A 16,817-nucleotide genomic window follows, 5' to 3' on the forward strand; every position below is an offset into this window, starting at 1 on the left:
AATTGATTTAGCGATGACAGAATAAAGTTAAATTGGTACAACAAACACATTACCCTGTAAGTTTAATCACAAAGTAATGGTTTAATACATTAAAAAATTATTTCAATAATTCTGGAGTATTAAGAATCAATTCTATTTTTTTGATAATTACAGTAATCTGACTCAATTGTGCTTCAATATTTCTAAAATAAAGACTGATATCTCTATTTACCCAACTTTCAGAAATTACTCTAGCACCTAAGCTAATTCTTAAAACTGCACTCTGTATATCGTCTTCAAACTTTACGTTTACGGCCTGCCCAATATGACATTTTTGTGCTGCAAGTCTTACAACTTCTAAAGGAGCTCCTTCAAATTTATTGGAAAGATCAGAATTTAAAAGTGTATAAAGTTTCTTTACCTTATCCACAGGTAAAACTTCTTTATTTTTAAGTATGAAAAAAGGAAAAATAGTTCGGATATTTCTTATTCCAAATTCTTCGTTATTATTTGTATTTAAATTAGACTCATAACCATAAACAGGTTCTAAGAAAGCAGCCTCTTTAATAGAATCTTCTACAAAATTACAAAACATTTCTATCCCCATATTTCTATATAAAATAGGTGTTTTATAATATCTTTCCATCTCTACAATTGCAGCATTCCAACGCATATAAGATCCATAATTAAATCCGTCCGATAATTCTTTAGAACAAAACCAATTAACTGGCCAATCAGAATGATTAAAATATTGCGTTAATCCTTTAGGCAACTTCTTTTTGGCATCAGTAATTTGCTGACTCACACATTCCGGAAAAATTAATGCTCCAGAATACGGAGGTCCTGTAAAATATTTACTTCCAGTAATACTAACAATATATCCCTTATTTAAATAATTCTGAATGTCTGTAGGATCTAATCTTAACTGCGCAGCATCAATAATTACTTGCAATGAAAGGTCTTTAAGATCATCTATTTCTTGCATCATTTTTACACTAGGTGACTGATACCCTAATTTAGAATGATCCATCACGTGTAATACAACCTGTCTTCCTAATTTATGAGTTTCTGTAATTGCGGTATAAACTTCTGCATCTAATTTTTCAGTTGATTTTAAAGCTCCTTTTTCATCTCTAAACGGAATTTTAATCAAATCGACGTCTCTAAAACCTTCCAGTTTATCGCCTTTGTTCACTGGGAAATTTAAAGCTGTATTATTTTCGAAATGACATCCTTTTAATGCTGCTGGTACTCCACTGCCCGTTTCATCGGAAGCAACTAAAATATGTGTAATTTCTTTGTCGGTCACAATTTGACTAATAGCGGCTATTTGAAGTGATGAATCTGTACCAGAAGGAGAAAAAATAATTTCACAAGCATCATTTAAAGTGAAAATTTTCCTCAAATTACTTTTCAATAATTCAGAGAACTCAATCGCACTTTCTTTAAATCCATTTTTTAAGCTATTCTTAATTAAAATACTTCTAGCTTTATCCGTTTTATCAAATGCAAAATTAGACACACTCGTAGCAGTAGATGAGGCAAACGTAAAAGCTTCTGGTCTTGGAAATGGTCTGCAGCCATATTTATTTAATAAAGCTATTTCATCAATATTTAACCTATGGTCTCCTCCATCCATTAATAAATATTCTGTTGGTTTTGCTAGATTATCAACAATAGGTTTCCAAGATTTTTCAAATACTTTATTCCCTGTATTTAATCCATGAAACGCTTCTAATTCTTCATGCTCTAATAAAGATTCAGCACTTAGACTGTCTTCATTTTTAATCAAATTAATTAAAAAATAATCAACATTTTCTAACTTTTCTTTATCCTCTTTAGGTAATAACTTATAAAAAATTCTAGTTACTTCTAAGGCAGCAATATTACATAAAGAAGTATCTTTCTTCTCACTATCTAAAGACTTATACCAAAGCTGCCATTCTATTCCGTATCGTAAATAAACCAATGCCAAAACTGGGTTTCTTAGATATAAAGCACCAATTATTATCGATTCATTCGGAACAATTTTAAAAACTTTTGGTACCGTATTAGAAGTAATAATATTAATGTTATTTATTTTGGGCACTGTATTAAATCTCTTTAAAACATGAACTAGATAATTAATATTTTCTTTTTCAAATAAAGAAGTTCTTTTATATTGATCTTCTATCGCTATATTATTTGTCATAAGTGCTTTATTTTAAACGTTTATTACAACGTCGCTTTCTCTAATGAGAATATTTCACAGATTATTTAATCTGTAAATATTTAGTATTTTTTCAGTTGCAAAACTCTGAAAAAAAAGGGTTAATTAATGAATTACTTTGTTAATTTTTTATTTATATAAACTGTAATACCACAGAACTGTTTCAGTTTTTAACTCTGTATTATTAAATCAATTACAAAAAGAGACCGTATAGGTTTCTAACTAGAAATAATTAGCTTTTAAAATCAATTATTTTACACAGTTACATTTTAAAAATAAGTAGCTAATTTCTTTTCAATAAAACTTGGAATTCTTTTAGGCAAACGAGACTGAATATCTACAAAAACAACATCTAATTTAGCTTTACTTAGCAACTCATTTTGTTCATTTGTTATTTCAAATTCAAAACTGAAACGAACCTTTGGCATTTCTTTGATAATTGTTTTTATGGTAATCAACTCATCAAAGTGAGCTGGTTTTCTGTATTTTATATCAAAAGAAATTACAGGTAACATTATTTGATTTTCCTCTAACTTAACTTCATCTAAATCCAATTTCCGCAATAATTCATTGCGTGCTTGATGACAATAAATTACATAATTGGCATGGTATACATATCCCATTTTATCGACTTCCCCATAACGAGGTCTTAATTGAAAAAGATCAGTTATCATAACAATTCTGTTCTGGTTTCTCACCATTAAGTTGATGCCTCACCTTACGCTTTTTAATCTTTAAATAATGTAATAATTACTAATGATGACATGCATGTGCATGTCCTTTTTTATGTTTGTGATCATGACTTGCACAACTAACATCAGTATCAGAAATTTTTCCTTCAACAAATTCTAAAATTACGTCTGCAGATTTACCAGAACAACCGCGTACTACGCCAATACCAGCAACCACTAATTTACTCATTGCACTATCACCAATATTACCTGCCAACATAAATGTTACACACTCTTTTACTAAAACACTAACAATATTAGACTTACAACCACACTTACCATCCGACTCTAACAATTTTAAGTCTAAAATTTCATTTGTATTAGAAAAAGTATAGATTTCATAATACTTACATCTTCCAAAATGGTCTGCAACCTTGTTGTCTTTTGTTATTGGTATTGCTATTTTTTTCATAACGAATCATTTATTTTTACTATTATTCTCCTATTGTCTTTTTTACGTCTTCCTTTTCTAAAGGGCCTATTTTCTGTAGATTGATTAACATCAGATTTGTTTTTTCTACATTCCCCTAATTTCATTCCTGTTTTTGGTCCTAAACCTTGTGGACCATTGTTATCAAAATTCGGCATATTCTATTCATTTAGATTCACTAACTCATCTTTATCATTGGTAGGGCAATCACCACATCTTGTAGGATTTGTAACACCGTCAATTAATTTAAAACACGTTTTGCATTTGTACCAATCTTTTTCAAATTCGAAGTTCCCTCCTTTAATAACAATCGATTTACCCTCTACAAAACCTTGTGCAATTTTTTTTAAGGCACTGTTATAAATTCTAGTAAGCGTAGGTCTAGAAACCTCCATTTTTTCTGCCGCAGCATCCTGAGAAAGATTATCATAAATAACCAGCTTTACCGCCTCATATTCTTCATACTGCATATCGACATGCTCCGTATCACAAAACCGAATTCCAAACGGTTTAAAACCCAGCATTTTTGGTGGATGATTTACTTTTCTTTTCTTATGAGGTCTAGGCATCTCTTAAATTTTACACAAAGCTAATGAACCTACGTTCATAACAAAACAAAAACAGCATTAATTATCAAAAAAAATTAGAACTTTATTTCTTATCAAACTAACTAAACCTATTTGTGCTATTTTATAATTAAATTTGCGGTCTATAAGAATAATCAATGAGCATCATTTCTAAAGACATACAAAAAGCGATACAATTATTAACCAACGAAGAGCTGGTAGCCATACCTACGGAAACAGTTTATGGTTTAGCTGGAAATATTTTTAGCGAAAAGGCAATAAAAAGCATTTTTTCGACTAAAAAGCGTCCGTTTTTCAATCCATTAATTGTACACATTCCTTCTGTTGATGCTTTAGAAGGAGTTGTAACGCACATTCCTGAAAAAGCAAAGTTATTAGCAGCTGCTTTTTGGCCAGGATCTATGACTTTGGTCTTAAAAAAAGACAAAAATATTCCTGATATTATTACTGCAGGTAAAGATACGGTTGCTGTTCGCGTACCAAATCATCCTGTAACTTTAGAGTTATTAAGACAATTACCGTTTCCTTTAGCAGCACCAAGTGCAAATCCTTTTGGAAGTATCAGTCCTACAAAACCCGCACACGTAGAACGTTATTTTAAAGACGATATTAAAATGGTGTTAGATGGCGGTTCTTGCACAAACGGAATAGAATCTACCATTATTGGTTTTATAAATGATGAACCAATTATATACCGATTAGGCGCCTTGGCTTTAGAAGATATTGAAGCAGTTGTTGGTAAAATTATCATTAAAAATAAAGAAGAAATAAGTCCGGATGCTCCAGGAATGTTGGCAAGACATTATGCACCTGCTACTCGTACTTTTTTGGTTGATGATATTGCGAATGAAGTTAAAAAGCATGTTGGTAAAAAAATTGGAGTGTTACCTTTTAAAAACTCTTTAAACGATGCTTTACTAACAGAAATTATTTTATCAGAAAAAGGATCTTTGCATGAAGCTGCTTCTAAATTATATGATTCTTTACACGAATTAGATCATCTAAAATTAGATGTAATTATTGCAGAACGGTTTCCTGAACATGGTTTAGGAAAATCTATTAACGACCGTTTACAACGTGCAACTTTTAGCCTTTAATCTCTTAAATTTTAAATTTTAAATTTGAATTATTTCCAAAATTTTAAAGCGGATGTTTCTGGCATTGAACTTCCAGAAAAATTTACGTTTCCGTTTTATTATCAACCTCATCAGCTAGCAACCATTGCCACAAATGAATTGCAAGAATATTTAGAAAATCAGACAGATTTTGAACATAATTTTGGCCTAACAGAAGAGGAAAACGAATTGCCAATTGGTAAAATGTTTGGGGTTTTAGTAGTTAAAAACAAAAAAAATGAAATTGGTTATTTGGCTGCCTTTTCAGGAAAATTAGCAGATAAAAGTTTGCCTATAAAATTTGTTCCGCCTGTTTTTAACATGAGAACAGAAGGAAGTTTCTATATTAAAGGTGAAAAAGAAATAGACCAAATAAATGCGGAATTATCTCTTTTAAAAAAGGATAGAAGTTATTTAAAACTAAAGAAAACCTTTTTTAAATTATCGAAAGAAATTGAAGAAGACTTAACACAGGAAAGGAAAAAATTAAAACTTCAGAAAAAGGATAGAAAATCTAGAAAAACAAACGGACAAGCAACTTTAAATGAAGTTGATTTTAACAACCTCAACAAAGAATTAGTCCAAGAAAGTTTTAACGACCAATTTTATTACAAAGAACTAGTAGAATACTACGAAGATAAAATTGCAAAAAAAAGAAGTGAATTAACTCTTTTTGAAGACAAAATTGCAGCCTTAAAAAAGGATAGAAGAGAAAAGTCTAATTATTTACAACAAACGCTTTTTAGTAAATATGCTTTTTTAAATCAAGAGAAAAAGCTGCGTAGCTTATTAGATATTTTTAACAATCCAGCAATAAAACCACCTGCTGGTTCTGGTGAATGTTCTGCTCCTAAATTACTACAACATGCTTTTTTAAACGACTATACTCCTATTTGTATGGCAGAATTTTGGTGGGGAATTTCGCCAAACTCAGCTATTAGAAAACACAAAAACTTTTATCCTGCCTGCCAAGGCAGATGTAAACCTATTTTAGCACACATGTTAGATGGTATTATTATGGATGAAAATTTATTGTTAGAAAATTTAGCAGAAAAACAAGAATTAGAAATCATTTATGAAGATGACGTTTTATTGGTTGTAAATAAACCAACGGAGTTTTTATCTGTCCCAGGGAAAGATATTTCCGACTCTGTGTACACACGAATTAAAGAAAAATATCCAGATGCTACAGGGCCATTAATTGTACATAGATTAGACATGTCTACTTCTGGAATTTTATTATTAACCAAAACAAAAGAAGCCAATAAAGTTTTACAAAGTCAGTTTATAAACAGAACTGTAAAAAAGCGTTACGTTGCTTTATTAGACGGAAACTTAACCGAAGAAAGTGGAAAAATAAAACTTCCTTTACGTGTAGATTTAGACGACAGACCCAAGCAATTAGTAGATTTTGTACATGGGAAAAATGCTGAAACAGATTGGAAAATCATCAAAAGAGAAAATGGAAAGACAAAAGTCCATTTTTACCCAATTACAGGACGAACACATCAATTAAGGGTTCATGCTGCTCATATAAACGGATTAAACACCCCAATTGTTGGTGATGATTTGTATGGAAACAAAGAAAACAGGTTGCATTTACACGCAGAGTTTATAGAATTTTCGCACCCAACAACTCACAAGAGAATGAGCTTTACAGTGGCACCAGATTTTTAGAAAAACGAAAATCCGATTCCTAAAGAAACACTATTTAACCTGTTATTTTCGAATCCGATTATTCCTTTTCTATGAAAGTCTAATCGAACAACTGTGTTCCATCTTTCTTCTCCTGCAACTTGAGTTCCTATTCCTAAACCAAAATAATTTCCATCAGGATAATTGGATGAAGGCGTCCACATTTTCCCATATCTCGCTTCAACAAAAAAAGTGTCATCATCATTTTCAGTAATATTATACTTTAAACTTCCATACGTAGGAAAAGCACTTACAGCATAGTTCCAATGATAATCTAAACCTGTATTAAAAGCGATTGCTAATCTTCGCTTAAATTCGTAACCAAAACCAACTCTAAGAAATACTGCAGAAGGTACAATTAAAGGACCATTATCATCATCCGGACCTATTTCATAATTTTCATTAATTCCAAAAGTTAAATTAACATCTCCTGTAAAAAAAGGTCTTCCAAATTTCTCTTGAGACCAAGATTGTAATGCACATAATAGTACAATTAATACAAGTATTTTCTTCATAAAAAAGTTTTGATTATTAAAACATTAGCAATAATTATTCTTTTATTTCACTTTCTAAAAATAGTAAAAAAATTTAAGCCTTTAATATCTCTAAAAATGCATTTCTTTCAATTTCTCTTGCTCCCAAACTCGCTAGATGATCATTATACATTTGGCAATCTATTAAAGTGTATTCTTTCTTTTTAGCGAGATGAATAAATGCCAATTTAGAAACATTAGAAACTTTACTAAACATACTTTCTCCACAGAAAATATTGTTAATCTCTAAACCGTACAAACCACCCACTAATTGATTGTCTTGCCAAACTTCTATAGATTTAGCAATGCCTTTATGATGTAAATTAATGTAAGCCTGCTCCATATCATCAGTAATCCAAGTACCAAAACCATCACTCCTCTCTATATTTTTACAGTGGTAGATTACTTCTCTAAACGCTTTATTTTCTGTGATAGTAAACTCACCTTTATTAATGATTTTTCGCATCGATTTAGACACTTTAATTTCACCGGGAAACAACACCATTCTTTCCAACGGACAATACCAAACAATAGGTTCTCCTTCTGAAAACCAAGGAAAAATTCCATTTTTGTAGGCACAAATTAACCGTTCATCAGATAAATCTCCACCTAAAGCGATAATTCCATCATTTGTGGTAAATTCATAAGGTGGAAATTCAATTTTATCTGTAAGCCAAATCATAAAAATTTATTTGTTGCTAAATTAAGGAATTCATAAAAGAGTAGGAATATAAATTATTGTTCACTTTATAAAAATTAAGTCCTTATTTTTGTACTCTGTTTAAAGAAAAAGAGAAATCTAAAAATGGCAAAAAAAACAAAACAAAAAACAAAAACGCATAGAGCTAAACTGATGCACTCCTATTTCCATAGAACAGGGTTCTATATGTTTATATGGGAGAGTTTAAAGAAAGCTTTCTGGCCAATTGTAATTGTTGTTGCATGTTTATTTCTTTTTAACGAATATGTATACAACATCAATGATGGATTACATCATTTTACAGAAACGGTTTCTAGACTTACAGTTTTAATATTCTTCTTTGTTTCTGAAACCTTGTTAGGCTTAGTGCCTCCAGAAATATTTATTGCGTGGTCTAAAAAAACACCTGATCCAATATTAAACTTAGCAATTTTAGCTACTTTATCATATTGTGGTGGTTTAGTTTCTTACTTTATAGGTAAAACTGCATTAAGAATTAAATCTGTTAAAGAATATTTAGAAGTAAAAATGGCTAAGAATTTAAAAAACACTCGCAAATGGGGTGGTATTTTAATTCTTGTAGGTGCTTTATTTCCATTACCCTTTTCTATTGCTTGTATTGCTGCAGGAATGATAAAATATCCATTTAATAAAGTTATCTTTTTTGGTTTATTTCGTTTTATTAGATTTGCAATATATGCTTGGGCAATTTTTCAGGTTGTAGATTAAATTCAGATTAAAAATAATTATATTAGTATTATGGGATTAACAAATAATGACATTTTAAAAAAACTACGTGTAGCTCATAAATTACGAGATACAGATATTGTAGAAATTTGTGCTTTGGTAGATTTTAAAGTAAGTAAAGCAGAATTAGGAGCCTTGTTTAGAAGTGAAGAACACCCAAAATATGTTGAATGTCAAGATCAAATATTACGTAATTTCTTAAACGGATTGGTTGTTCATTTACGTGGACCGATGCCTAAAAAAGGTGAGAAGAAATAAGTTTTTATTTTTTAGATGTTTAGATTGCTTCGCTTTTAGACGCAAGAAACAAGACTAACAAAAAAATAAACAAACCTTTATAAAATATAAAAGAGAGATTTCAGTAATGAAATCTCTCTTTTTATTTGTCTTGATTTTTAATACTAAAAATCTTGATGCTATTTAAAACGGTAAATCGTCTGGCTCCTCATCTGTAACTTTAGATGCTGGCTGAAATTGATCTACTGGAGGCAAATTACCACCACCTGCAGCTGCTTGAGATAAATTCTCTATTCTCCACCCAACTATTGAGTTAAAATATTTAGCTTCACCTTGTGGGTTAATCCACTCTCTACCTCTTAAATTGATAGATACTTTTACATCTTGCCCAACTTTGTAATTGTTTAATAAATCAGTTTTATCTTGTTGAAACTCGATATTAATCATTTGCGGATATTGATCATCTGTTGTAACCACTAATTCTCTTTTTTGAAATCCGTTTGATCCAAATGTTTGAACGTCTCCAATTAATTTTACTTTACCAATAACTTCCATAATTTCTAATTTAATAAAAGTACTTTCCAAGCACTTTCTACATCATTCTTTTTTAAATACTCTTGGGCAAATGTATGTTTTTTTGTGGTTTCTAGTCCAATAAACTCTAAATGATCTTTCTTAAAGTTATTAACATCTACTTCTGTTGGCAATTGTTCAACATTACCTAACATCCCTAAATTATTACCCGTTAACACCGTACTATTCCGTATTTCTAAAGGTATTTTATCAACTCCAATACCTAAAGTACTTACTGGTTTGGGTATCTCAAAAAAACCATCTTTTGCTCTTGTGTAAAAATTACCTCCTGCTCTTGCCACCAAGTCTATTTTATGCTGATCTATGCTTCCATCAGCAGCTAAAACGTCTTCAGAAATATGTACTTTAACCACCTCACAAACTATTAAATTTCCAGCTCCACCTTCATCACCAGTAAAAATAACATCATTTACTTTGCATTCTAATTGTACTGGAGATTCTGCAACTCTAAATGGTTTTATAAGATCTGAAGGCAACATGGTAAACCCTGCTTTTTCAAACTCATTTACACCTTGCGGATATTCTGTACTACTTAAAGACATTTGCTGTACCATGGCATAATTCACCACATTTATAACCACTTCTTTAGTAGCCAAAACATTTTCTAACGTGTGTTTTGTAGTATTACCTTTTACCCTTCTGGCAGGAGAAAAAACTAATATGGGAGGATTTGCTCCAAAAATATTAAAAAAACTAAAAGGAGATAAATTCGGATTTCCATCGGCATCAACCGTACTTGCAAAAGCAATAGGTCTTGGTGCAATGGCACCTAATAAATAACCATGTAATTTTTGTGTAGAAATCTCTTTTGGATTGATAGATAGCATACTTATAAATTTTACTAAATGCCATTTAGAGCACAACTAAAAAGTTTAACGAAATAATATATCTTCGTTTGATACTTTTATCAGAATAAAATTTTGAAAAAAGTAAAAATGCTAACTGGCAAATATTATTTGCTTTGTAAAGATACTATCTAATCTTTAAATGAGTTATACAGAGGAAACCTTATATTTGTTTTGATGAACTTTTTTTCTAATACCCTTTTATTTAAACGAATTACCATTCTTGTTTCGTTTATTATAGTTTCTTTAATTTTATGGAACACCTATACTTTCTTTCAAAAATTTAAACAAGAAGAGCGTATTAAAATGGAAATTTTAGCAACTGCACAAAAAGAAATTGCTAGCGATACCAACTTAGATGCCAATGTAGATTTACCCTTAAAAATTATTGAGAATAACAATAATATTCCCATGATTCTGGTAAATGACAAAGGAGAAATAGAATATTTCCAAAACTTAGATTCTGTAAAAGCGTTAAATCCTAAATATCTAGAAAAGCAATTGATAGAAATGAAGGCCGAAAACCTACCTATTGAGGTTAGTTATAAAGGAAAAAACAAACAGTTTATTTATTATCGGAATTCAGATTTACTAAACAGATTAACGTATTATCCTATTGCGTTAATTTTAATTTTATTTCTATTTTTGAGTGTTATTTATATGTTTTACAGCTCTAATAAAGTTGCAGAAACCAATAAACTTTGGACAGGTATGGCCAAAGAAACAGCGCATCAAATTGGTACGCCTTTGTCTTCTCTTTTAGGATGGATTGCCATTTTAAAAATGGAAAAAATAGATGATAAATATGTAGAAGAAATAGAAAAAGACGTTAGCAGATTAAATACCATTGCAAATCGTTTTTCTAAAATTGGTTCTACACCAGAGCTTGAAAAAGAAAATGTAGTTGCCATAACAAAACAAGCTTTCGATTATTTAGAATCTAGAAGTTCTAAACAAATTTCTTTCTCTTTTACAACTTCAGACACTGAGATTTACACCCATTTAAACACAGAGTTGTTTGGTTGGGTTATAGAAAACCTCATCAAAAATGCTATTGACGCCATGTTAGGCAAAGGTCAGCTAGATCTAAACATAGAGAATACATCTAAAAAAATAAAAATTACGGTTTCAGACACCGGAAAAGGAATGCCGAAAAAACTATTTAGACAGATTTTCAAACCCGGTTTTACTACAAAAAAACGTGGATGGGGATTAGGTTTATCACTATCCAAACGTATTGTTTCCGATTATCATAAAGGGAAAATATTTGTGCAAAAATCTGAAATTGGAAAAGGAACTACTTTTGAGATTTTATTGAATAAAGTGTAGTTTTTTTCAACCCAAAACACAAATATCTTTCATAAAACGAGAAAAAAAAGCTTTAAAACACTACAAGCAGCTACTATTACTCTTTTTTTATCAGCAGAAATACCGTTTAAAGAAAGTAACTTGCAATTCGTCTAACCTATAAACCGAATCAAATAATAATATCCTAATTTTAAAGAGTCTTCTATAAATTTGTATCGCAATAGTTTAATTTATAACAATTTGCACAGTGTTATACAAATTTTAAAAGACTTATAAAATGAAACATAATTTACATAAAATATTTATCTGTATAGTTTTATTAACCATAACACAAGTTGGTTATAGTCAATTAAGTGATTTACATTTCCTTCCACCATTAAAGCAAGACACTAACAACCAAGCTATTCAGCAACAAACCATCTATTTATCTACACCAGAAACTTCAAGTTTCAATATAAAAGTATATAGAGGTACAAATACTACAGAAATTACTACTTTATCACTATCAAAAGCAACTCCCAAAACCTATAACCCAGGTAATGGAGACAACAATATAACCCTAGTAACCAATGCCAATACAGGAATCATTTTATCTAACAGTGGTTTGCGTTTTGAATCTGAAAATGGAGAAAAATTTTATGTGAATTATAGAGGTAGATCAGCTTCACAAGCGGCTTCAATTACCTCTAAAGGTAGAGCTGCTTTAGGTCAGAAATTTAAATGGGGAGGCGCTCCTATTGAAGCAAATCATAAAACTATGAGTGCTACATTAGGTATTATGGCTACTGAAGACAATACCCAAATAAAAATAAGTGGTTATAATACAGAATGTAAATTTAGAGCTACAAATAATGTAGGTGGAATTACTGATAATACTATTAATATTACATTAAACAAAGGTCAATCTTATGTGCTTGAAGCTGCAAAAGACGCAACCACAGCCAATATAGACGGATGGATTGGTGCCTCTATTGATGCTGACAAAGATATTGCCATTAGTAACGGAATGTTAAATTTTGGGGTAAACCCAAGTAGTGGAAGTAGAGATGCGGGAGCAGACCAACCTGTACCTGAAGACAAATTAGGAAAAGAGTATGTTTTTGTTCGTGGTAACGGTGGTACAACTAATGAGTTTGTAATTATCATAGGAACCCAAGCAAATACAGAAATTTATGTAAATAATGAGAGTACACCTTTTGCTACAATTGGTGTTGGGGAGTATGCAGAAATACCATCTTCTAAATATTCTGGTACTACATCTGGTAAAAACATGTTTGTATCTTCAACCAAAAACGTATATGCTTACCAAGTAATTTCAGGTAGTTCATCTATTATTACGGTAAGTTTAAATTTTGTAGCTCCTGTAAATTGTTTATTGCCTGACGCAGTGGATTATATTTCTAATATCGAAGATATTTCTGGAATTACGGCTTCAGGAGGTTTATACATTATAGCATCAACAACAACAGCTAATTCTAATATTGTTGTTACTGATGACAGTGGTGTAGTTGCTTTACCTACAGAAGAAGCCATTTCAGGTACAGCAGACTGGAAAACATTTTATATTACAGGACTTACAGGAGATGTATCTGTAAATTCTTCAGGTCCAATATCTGTAGGGTTTTTAGGGTTTAACGGTGCTAGAGGTATCGCTGGTTATTTTTCTGGGTTTGATACTGTACCAGTTACAGAATTAGCTATAACAGGTGGAGGTTGTTTACCAGGCGGTGCCATTGAAGTAGTTACTAAAAATTTTGAATCTTACCAATGGTATGACAATGGTGTTTTAGTCCCTGGTGAAAACGGACCTACATATACCCCAACAACATCTGGAGACTATTACGTACGTGTTTCTAAAGGAGGTTGTACCTATGATTCTCAACCAATTTCGGCTTATTATTGTAACCCAGATATCATTGTTAACAAAACTGCTGACAAGAGTGATGTTATGGAAGGAGAAAGCATTACTTTTAAAATTATAATAGAAAGTAAAGGTGTTAATCCTGTTACAAATATTAATATTTCTGATGTAATGCCTAATGGATTAACAGTTGTTAGTGCAAGCCCAAGTATTGGTTCTTGGACAACTCCTAATTGGACATTAGGAAATCTTACAAGTGGCCAAGTAGAAACAATTACAATTGTAGCAAAAGTAGATCCAATGACAGGAACTAACTCAACTGTTGCCAAAACAAATACAGCTAGAAACACACAAGATCAAACAGACAATAATATCACCAGTGATTCTCCTTCTGTTTCTTTTAACATCTTAAGAGATTATGATGGAGATGGTATAGCAGACATATATGATATTGATGATGATAATGATGGAGTTTTAGACACCACTGAAGGAAATAACGATACCGATAACGACGGTATACCAAATCAATTAGATTTAGATTCTGATGGAGATGGTTGCCCAGATACTATAGAAGCTAGTGTACCTACTGTATTAGGAAGTGCAAACGTAATTAATACCACCACCACAAATACGGCAGATGCTGTAGTAAACATTACAAATAACCCTGTTGGAGATAATGGATTAGCGGCTAGCCTAGAAACTAATGATAATACTACAACCTCTATAAACTATACATCAACCTACAATACGTATGCATTAGATAAAAACACAAATGTCTGTGGAGTTGCTATGATTACACAAGTATATCAAACAGCCACAGAACGTTGGATAGAAATTACCAATAGTCATGCTGTAAATATCATTGCACCAAATGCAACTATTATTGCGCTCTTTAAAAATACTTCTGGAGATCAAACAGGTAACACTCCTACTGCTTTTACTTCTAACACTAGTGTTATTAACCCAGGTGAGTCTATACTAATATCTGCAGGAACTGTTTCTAATAAGCTTTCTACAGCATCAGAAATAGTAAATATAAATGTAACCAATTTTGATGCTGCAAATGATATTTTAGCCTTAACAAGAATATCTAATACGAATGCTTGGGCATCAAGAATTGATGTGATAGCAGCTATAGAAGACAATACAAGCTATGTACGTATTGATGAAGTTTCTGCACCAAATAAAACTGCAGATGCAACAGAATGGGTTGCTTTTATAGACGATGACATTATTACTTATTCAGATGACGCAAATGATAATGCTATAGAACGTCATGCACACGATCCTTTATTATCTGAAATAGCTACTGCTAATGATGAAACCAATATAAAACCAGGTTTACATAGATTCCAATTTACAGACAGAACTACCGTATTAGGCAGTAGTGTTTGGACAAACGGATACCCAGATAGATCTAGAAATGTAAAGGTTTCTGAAGATTATAATCATACAGGTAAGTTAAGTGCTAGAAAATTAGAAGTTAAAGAAAGTAGTATTTTTACGATTACAGATAATCTATTAGTAGTTACAAATGAAATAATTATTAAAGATACAAACGATGAAATACGCTTAATTAGTTCAGACAACACTAATAAGGCACAGTTAATTCAAACACATAAAACAGCATCTAAAGTTACTGGAAATGGTAAATTATTAGTAGACCAAAACTCTACAGTACCAAGTAAGTACAGATACAATTATTTGAGTTCTCCTGTACGTACTCTTAATGCTACAACATTTACCATAGAAGATGTTTTAAAAGACGGTACAATACCAACCTCTGCAACTTCTGCAATTACAGACATTAATTTTGTGAGTGGGTATGATGGCAATACTACATCTCCTATTTCTATAGCAGGTTATTGGGTATACACATATGCAACAGGATCTAACGGAAGATCTGGTTGGACTCACAAATACAAAGGTGGAAACATTTCACAAACAGATGGATTTACTTTTAAAGGATCTGGTGCTGCGCAAAACTATACTTTTGTAGGTACGCCTAAAGACGGTGAATTAACAACTTATATTAGTGCTGGAGATTCTTATTTAGTTGGTAATCCTTATGCATCTGCAATAAGTGCTAAAAAGTTTATCGAAGATAATTTAGAAGTTACTAACGGTAGTTTATATTTTTGGGAGCATGTAGGAGAAGAAAGTTCTACAAATGGTTCTGAAGGCCATAATTATGGCGGATATGTTGGTGGATATGCTGTTAGAAACTTATCTGGAGGCGTTGCTGCAAACAGTGTAGTTGACAATAATAACAGTAATAATGGCACACCTACTTTGGGTAATGGATCTTATACAGAGCCAAAATCTTTTATAGCAATCGGACAAGGATTTTTTATAGAAGGAGACGATGTACTCTCTGGACCTATTGTTTTTAACAACAGCCAAAGAGAATATGTACAAGAAGGAACAAATTCTCATTTCTTTAAAAGTGAAAACAGAAAATCAAAAGCTAAAAAAAGCTTTACAAATACATTGCCAATTATTAAATTAGGAATGAGTTATACCGATGATAATAACGTCAATTTACATAGACAATTAGCTATTTCATTTAAAGACAATAACTCTTTTAACTTTGATAAAGGATACGATACTGAAATTTATGATGTAGGAACTACGGATATCTATTGGAAGTTTCCTAATACTAATGAAAAATATGTAATTACTGGTGTACAAAGTATTTCTGAAGAACTAGAAATTCCTTTAGAGTTGATTATTTCTAAAGATGGACAAGTAACAATTAGCTTAGATGAATGGAATGAAATTGACAGAAACATCTACATAACAGATAAATTAACAAGAACATCTTATTTACTTAATAATGAAAGTATTGTTTTAACACTTGCAAAAGGAACCTACACAGACCGTTTTGTACTTGCTTTTTCTGAAATTATTAAAAGCAAAGTATTAGGTATAGAAGATGCAATTTTAGAGAACAACGTTTCTATTTACTTAGATAATAACGCTAAAGAATTGGTAATTGATAACAACAGTAATTTAGAATTAAAAAAGGTAACTTTATTTAATTTATTAGGTCAAAAAGTGGCTGAATGGAATACAATTGAAACCAATACAATCCAAAATAGATTGAAAATTAATACTATTTCTAAAGCTATTTACATTGTAAATATTGATACAGAAAATGGAAGAGTTACTAAAAAAATAGCAGTAGAATAATTTATTTTTAGGAAATAAAAACTAATTTCTAAACATTAAAAAGCCTACTATATA

15 protein-coding genes are annotated in these 16,817 nt (G+C 31.1%); 6 read left to right on the top strand and 9 right to left on the bottom strand.

Features of this window, described 5'->3' with window-relative positions; translation table 11 throughout:
* Window positions 1–97: 97 nt before the first annotated feature.
* From GQS57_RS15950 to GQS57_RS15970, 5 genes are all read right to left on the bottom strand, one after another.
* Window positions 98–2,170, bottom strand: coding sequence for a hypothetical protein (locus GQS57_RS15950; protein WP_165733860.1), 2,073 nt, complete (start codon window positions 2,168–2,170; stop codon window positions 98–100).
* Window positions 2,171–2,457: 287 nt separating this feature from the next.
* Complete coding sequence (locus tag GQS57_RS15955) at window positions 2,458–2,862, bottom strand: thioesterase family protein (protein WP_165733861.1); 405 nt, start codon at window positions 2,860–2,862, stop codon at window positions 2,458–2,460.
* Between the two features lie 79 nt (window positions 2,863–2,941).
* Complete coding sequence (locus GQS57_RS15960) at window positions 2,942–3,331, bottom strand: NifB/NifX family molybdenum-iron cluster-binding protein (protein ID WP_165733862.1); 390 nt, start codon at window positions 3,329–3,331, stop codon at window positions 2,942–2,944.
* Window positions 3,328–3,507, bottom strand: coding sequence for a DUF5320 domain-containing protein (locus GQS57_RS15965; protein WP_165733863.1), 180 nt, complete (start codon window positions 3,505–3,507; stop codon window positions 3,328–3,330). The genes GQS57_RS15960 and GQS57_RS15965 overlap by 4 nt, the downstream gene beginning before the upstream one ends.
* Window positions 3,508–3,510: 3 nt before the next feature.
* Window positions 3,511–3,918: a DUF134 domain-containing protein gene (locus tag GQS57_RS15970; protein ID WP_165733864.1), complete on the bottom strand. Its 408-nt coding sequence runs from the start codon at window positions 3,916–3,918 to the stop codon at window positions 3,511–3,513.
* 155 nt (window positions 3,919–4,073) lie between these two features.
* Between GQS57_RS15970 and GQS57_RS15975 the strand changes: the two genes are divergently transcribed.
* Window positions 4,074–5,033 carry an L-threonylcarbamoyladenylate synthase gene (locus GQS57_RS15975; RefSeq protein WP_165733865.1) on the top strand — a complete coding sequence of 320 codons (960 nt, stop codon included), beginning with the start codon at window positions 4,074–4,076 and terminating at the stop codon, window positions 5,031–5,033.
* A 24-nt stretch (window positions 5,034–5,057) separates the two neighbouring features.
* Entirely contained in the window at window positions 5,058–6,728 is a 1,671-nt protein-coding gene (locus GQS57_RS15980) for an RluA family pseudouridine synthase (protein ID WP_165733866.1), read from the top strand.
* Here the strand turns inward: GQS57_RS15980 and GQS57_RS15985 are convergent.
* Window positions 6,725–7,261: a hypothetical protein gene (locus tag GQS57_RS15985; protein ID WP_165733867.1), complete on the bottom strand. Its 537-nt coding sequence runs from the start codon at window positions 7,259–7,261 to the stop codon at window positions 6,725–6,727. The two genes, GQS57_RS15980 and GQS57_RS15985, sit on opposite strands and share 4 nt — an antisense overlap.
* A gap of 73 nt (window positions 7,262–7,334) precedes the next feature.
* On the bottom strand, window positions 7,335–7,961 hold the full coding sequence (gene aat / locus GQS57_RS15990) for a leucyl/phenylalanyl-tRNA--protein transferase (protein WP_165733868.1): 627 nt from the start codon (window positions 7,959–7,961) through the stop codon (window positions 7,335–7,337).
* Between the two features lie 123 nt (window positions 7,962–8,084).
* Between aat and GQS57_RS15995 the strand changes: the two genes are divergently transcribed.
* Together GQS57_RS15995 and GQS57_RS16000 are read left to right on the top strand one after the other, a co-directional pair.
* A complete protein-coding gene (locus GQS57_RS15995) occupies window positions 8,085–8,708 on the top strand; it encodes a YqaA family protein (protein WP_165733869.1) in 624 nt (207 codons plus the stop codon).
* Window positions 8,709–8,738: 30 nt separating this feature from the next.
* On the top strand, window positions 8,739–8,984 hold the full coding sequence (locus GQS57_RS16000) for a DUF1456 family protein (protein ID WP_068449322.1): 246 nt from the start codon (window positions 8,739–8,741) through the stop codon (window positions 8,982–8,984).
* Between the two features lie 162 nt (window positions 8,985–9,146).
* Here GQS57_RS16000 and GQS57_RS16005 read toward each other — a convergent pair whose 3' ends face one another.
* Both GQS57_RS16005 and GQS57_RS16010 read right to left on the bottom strand, forming a co-directional pair.
* The gene (locus tag GQS57_RS16005; protein WP_165733870.1) at window positions 9,147–9,518 is read right to left on the bottom strand and encodes a DUF3127 domain-containing protein; all 372 of its coding nucleotides are present in this window, start codon (window positions 9,516–9,518) and stop codon (window positions 9,147–9,149) included.
* A 5-nt stretch (window positions 9,519–9,523) separates the two neighbouring features.
* Entirely contained in the window at window positions 9,524–10,384 is an 861-nt protein-coding gene (locus GQS57_RS16010) for a flavin reductase family protein (protein ID WP_165733871.1), read from the bottom strand.
* 195 nt (window positions 10,385–10,579) lie between these two features.
* On the opposite strand from GQS57_RS16010, the gene GQS57_RS16015 reads away from it, so the two are divergent.
* Window positions 10,580–11,731: a HAMP domain-containing sensor histidine kinase gene (locus GQS57_RS16015; RefSeq protein ID WP_165733872.1), complete on the top strand. Its 1,152-nt coding sequence runs from the start codon at window positions 10,580–10,582 to the stop codon at window positions 11,729–11,731.
* A 256-nt stretch (window positions 11,732–11,987) separates the two neighbouring features.
* Window positions 11,988–16,763 (top strand): T9SS type A sorting domain-containing protein, encoded by a 4,776-nt coding sequence (locus GQS57_RS16020; protein WP_165733873.1) that lies wholly within the window; start codon window positions 11,988–11,990, stop codon window positions 16,761–16,763.
* Window positions 16,764–16,817: the final 54 nt, after the last annotated feature.

The organism is Polaribacter sp. 20A6 (assembly GCF_011378915.1).
Classification (GTDB): domain Bacteria; phylum Bacteroidota; class Bacteroidia; order Flavobacteriales; family Flavobacteriaceae; genus Polaribacter; species Polaribacter sejongensis.

Coding starts and splice junctions, on each gene's coding strand:
- GQS57_RS15950 (WP_165733860.1), bottom strand. CDS start 2,170: ATGACAAATAATATAGCGATAGAAGATCAATATAAAAGAACTTCTTTA.
- GQS57_RS15955 (WP_165733861.1), bottom strand. CDS start 2,862: ATGATAACTGATCTTTTTCAATTAAGACCTCGTTATGGGGAAGTCGAT.
- GQS57_RS15960 (WP_165733862.1), bottom strand. CDS start 3,331: ATGAAAAAAATAGCAATACCAATAACAAAAGACAACAAGGTTGCAGAC.
- GQS57_RS15965 (WP_165733863.1), bottom strand. CDS start 3,507: ATGCCGAATTTTGATAACAATGGTCCACAAGGTTTAGGACCAAAAACA.
- GQS57_RS15970 (WP_165733864.1), bottom strand. CDS start 3,918: ATGCCTAGACCTCATAAGAAAAGAAAAGTAAATCATCCACCAAAAATG.
- GQS57_RS15975 (WP_165733865.1), top strand. CDS start 4,074: ATGAGCATCATTTCTAAAGACATACAAAAAGCGATACAATTATTAACC.
- GQS57_RS15985 (WP_165733867.1), bottom strand. CDS start 7,261: ATGAAGAAAATACTTGTATTAATTGTACTATTATGTGCATTACAATCT.
- aat (WP_165733868.1), bottom strand. CDS start 7,961: ATGATTTGGCTTACAGATAAAATTGAATTTCCACCTTATGAATTTACC.
- GQS57_RS15995 (WP_165733869.1), top strand. CDS start 8,085: ATGGCAAAAAAAACAAAACAAAAAACAAAAACGCATAGAGCTAAACTG.
- GQS57_RS16000 (WP_068449322.1), top strand. CDS start 8,739: ATGGGATTAACAAATAATGACATTTTAAAAAAACTACGTGTAGCTCAT.
- GQS57_RS16005 (WP_165733870.1), bottom strand. CDS start 9,518: ATGGAAGTTATTGGTAAAGTAAAATTAATTGGAGACGTTCAAACATTT.
- GQS57_RS16010 (WP_165733871.1), bottom strand. CDS start 10,384: ATGCTATCTATCAATCCAAAAGAGATTTCTACACAAAAATTACATGGT.
- GQS57_RS16015 (WP_165733872.1), top strand. CDS start 10,580: ATGAACTTTTTTTCTAATACCCTTTTATTTAAACGAATTACCATTCTT.
- GQS57_RS16020 (WP_165733873.1), top strand. CDS start 11,988: ATGAAACATAATTTACATAAAATATTTATCTGTATAGTTTTATTAACC.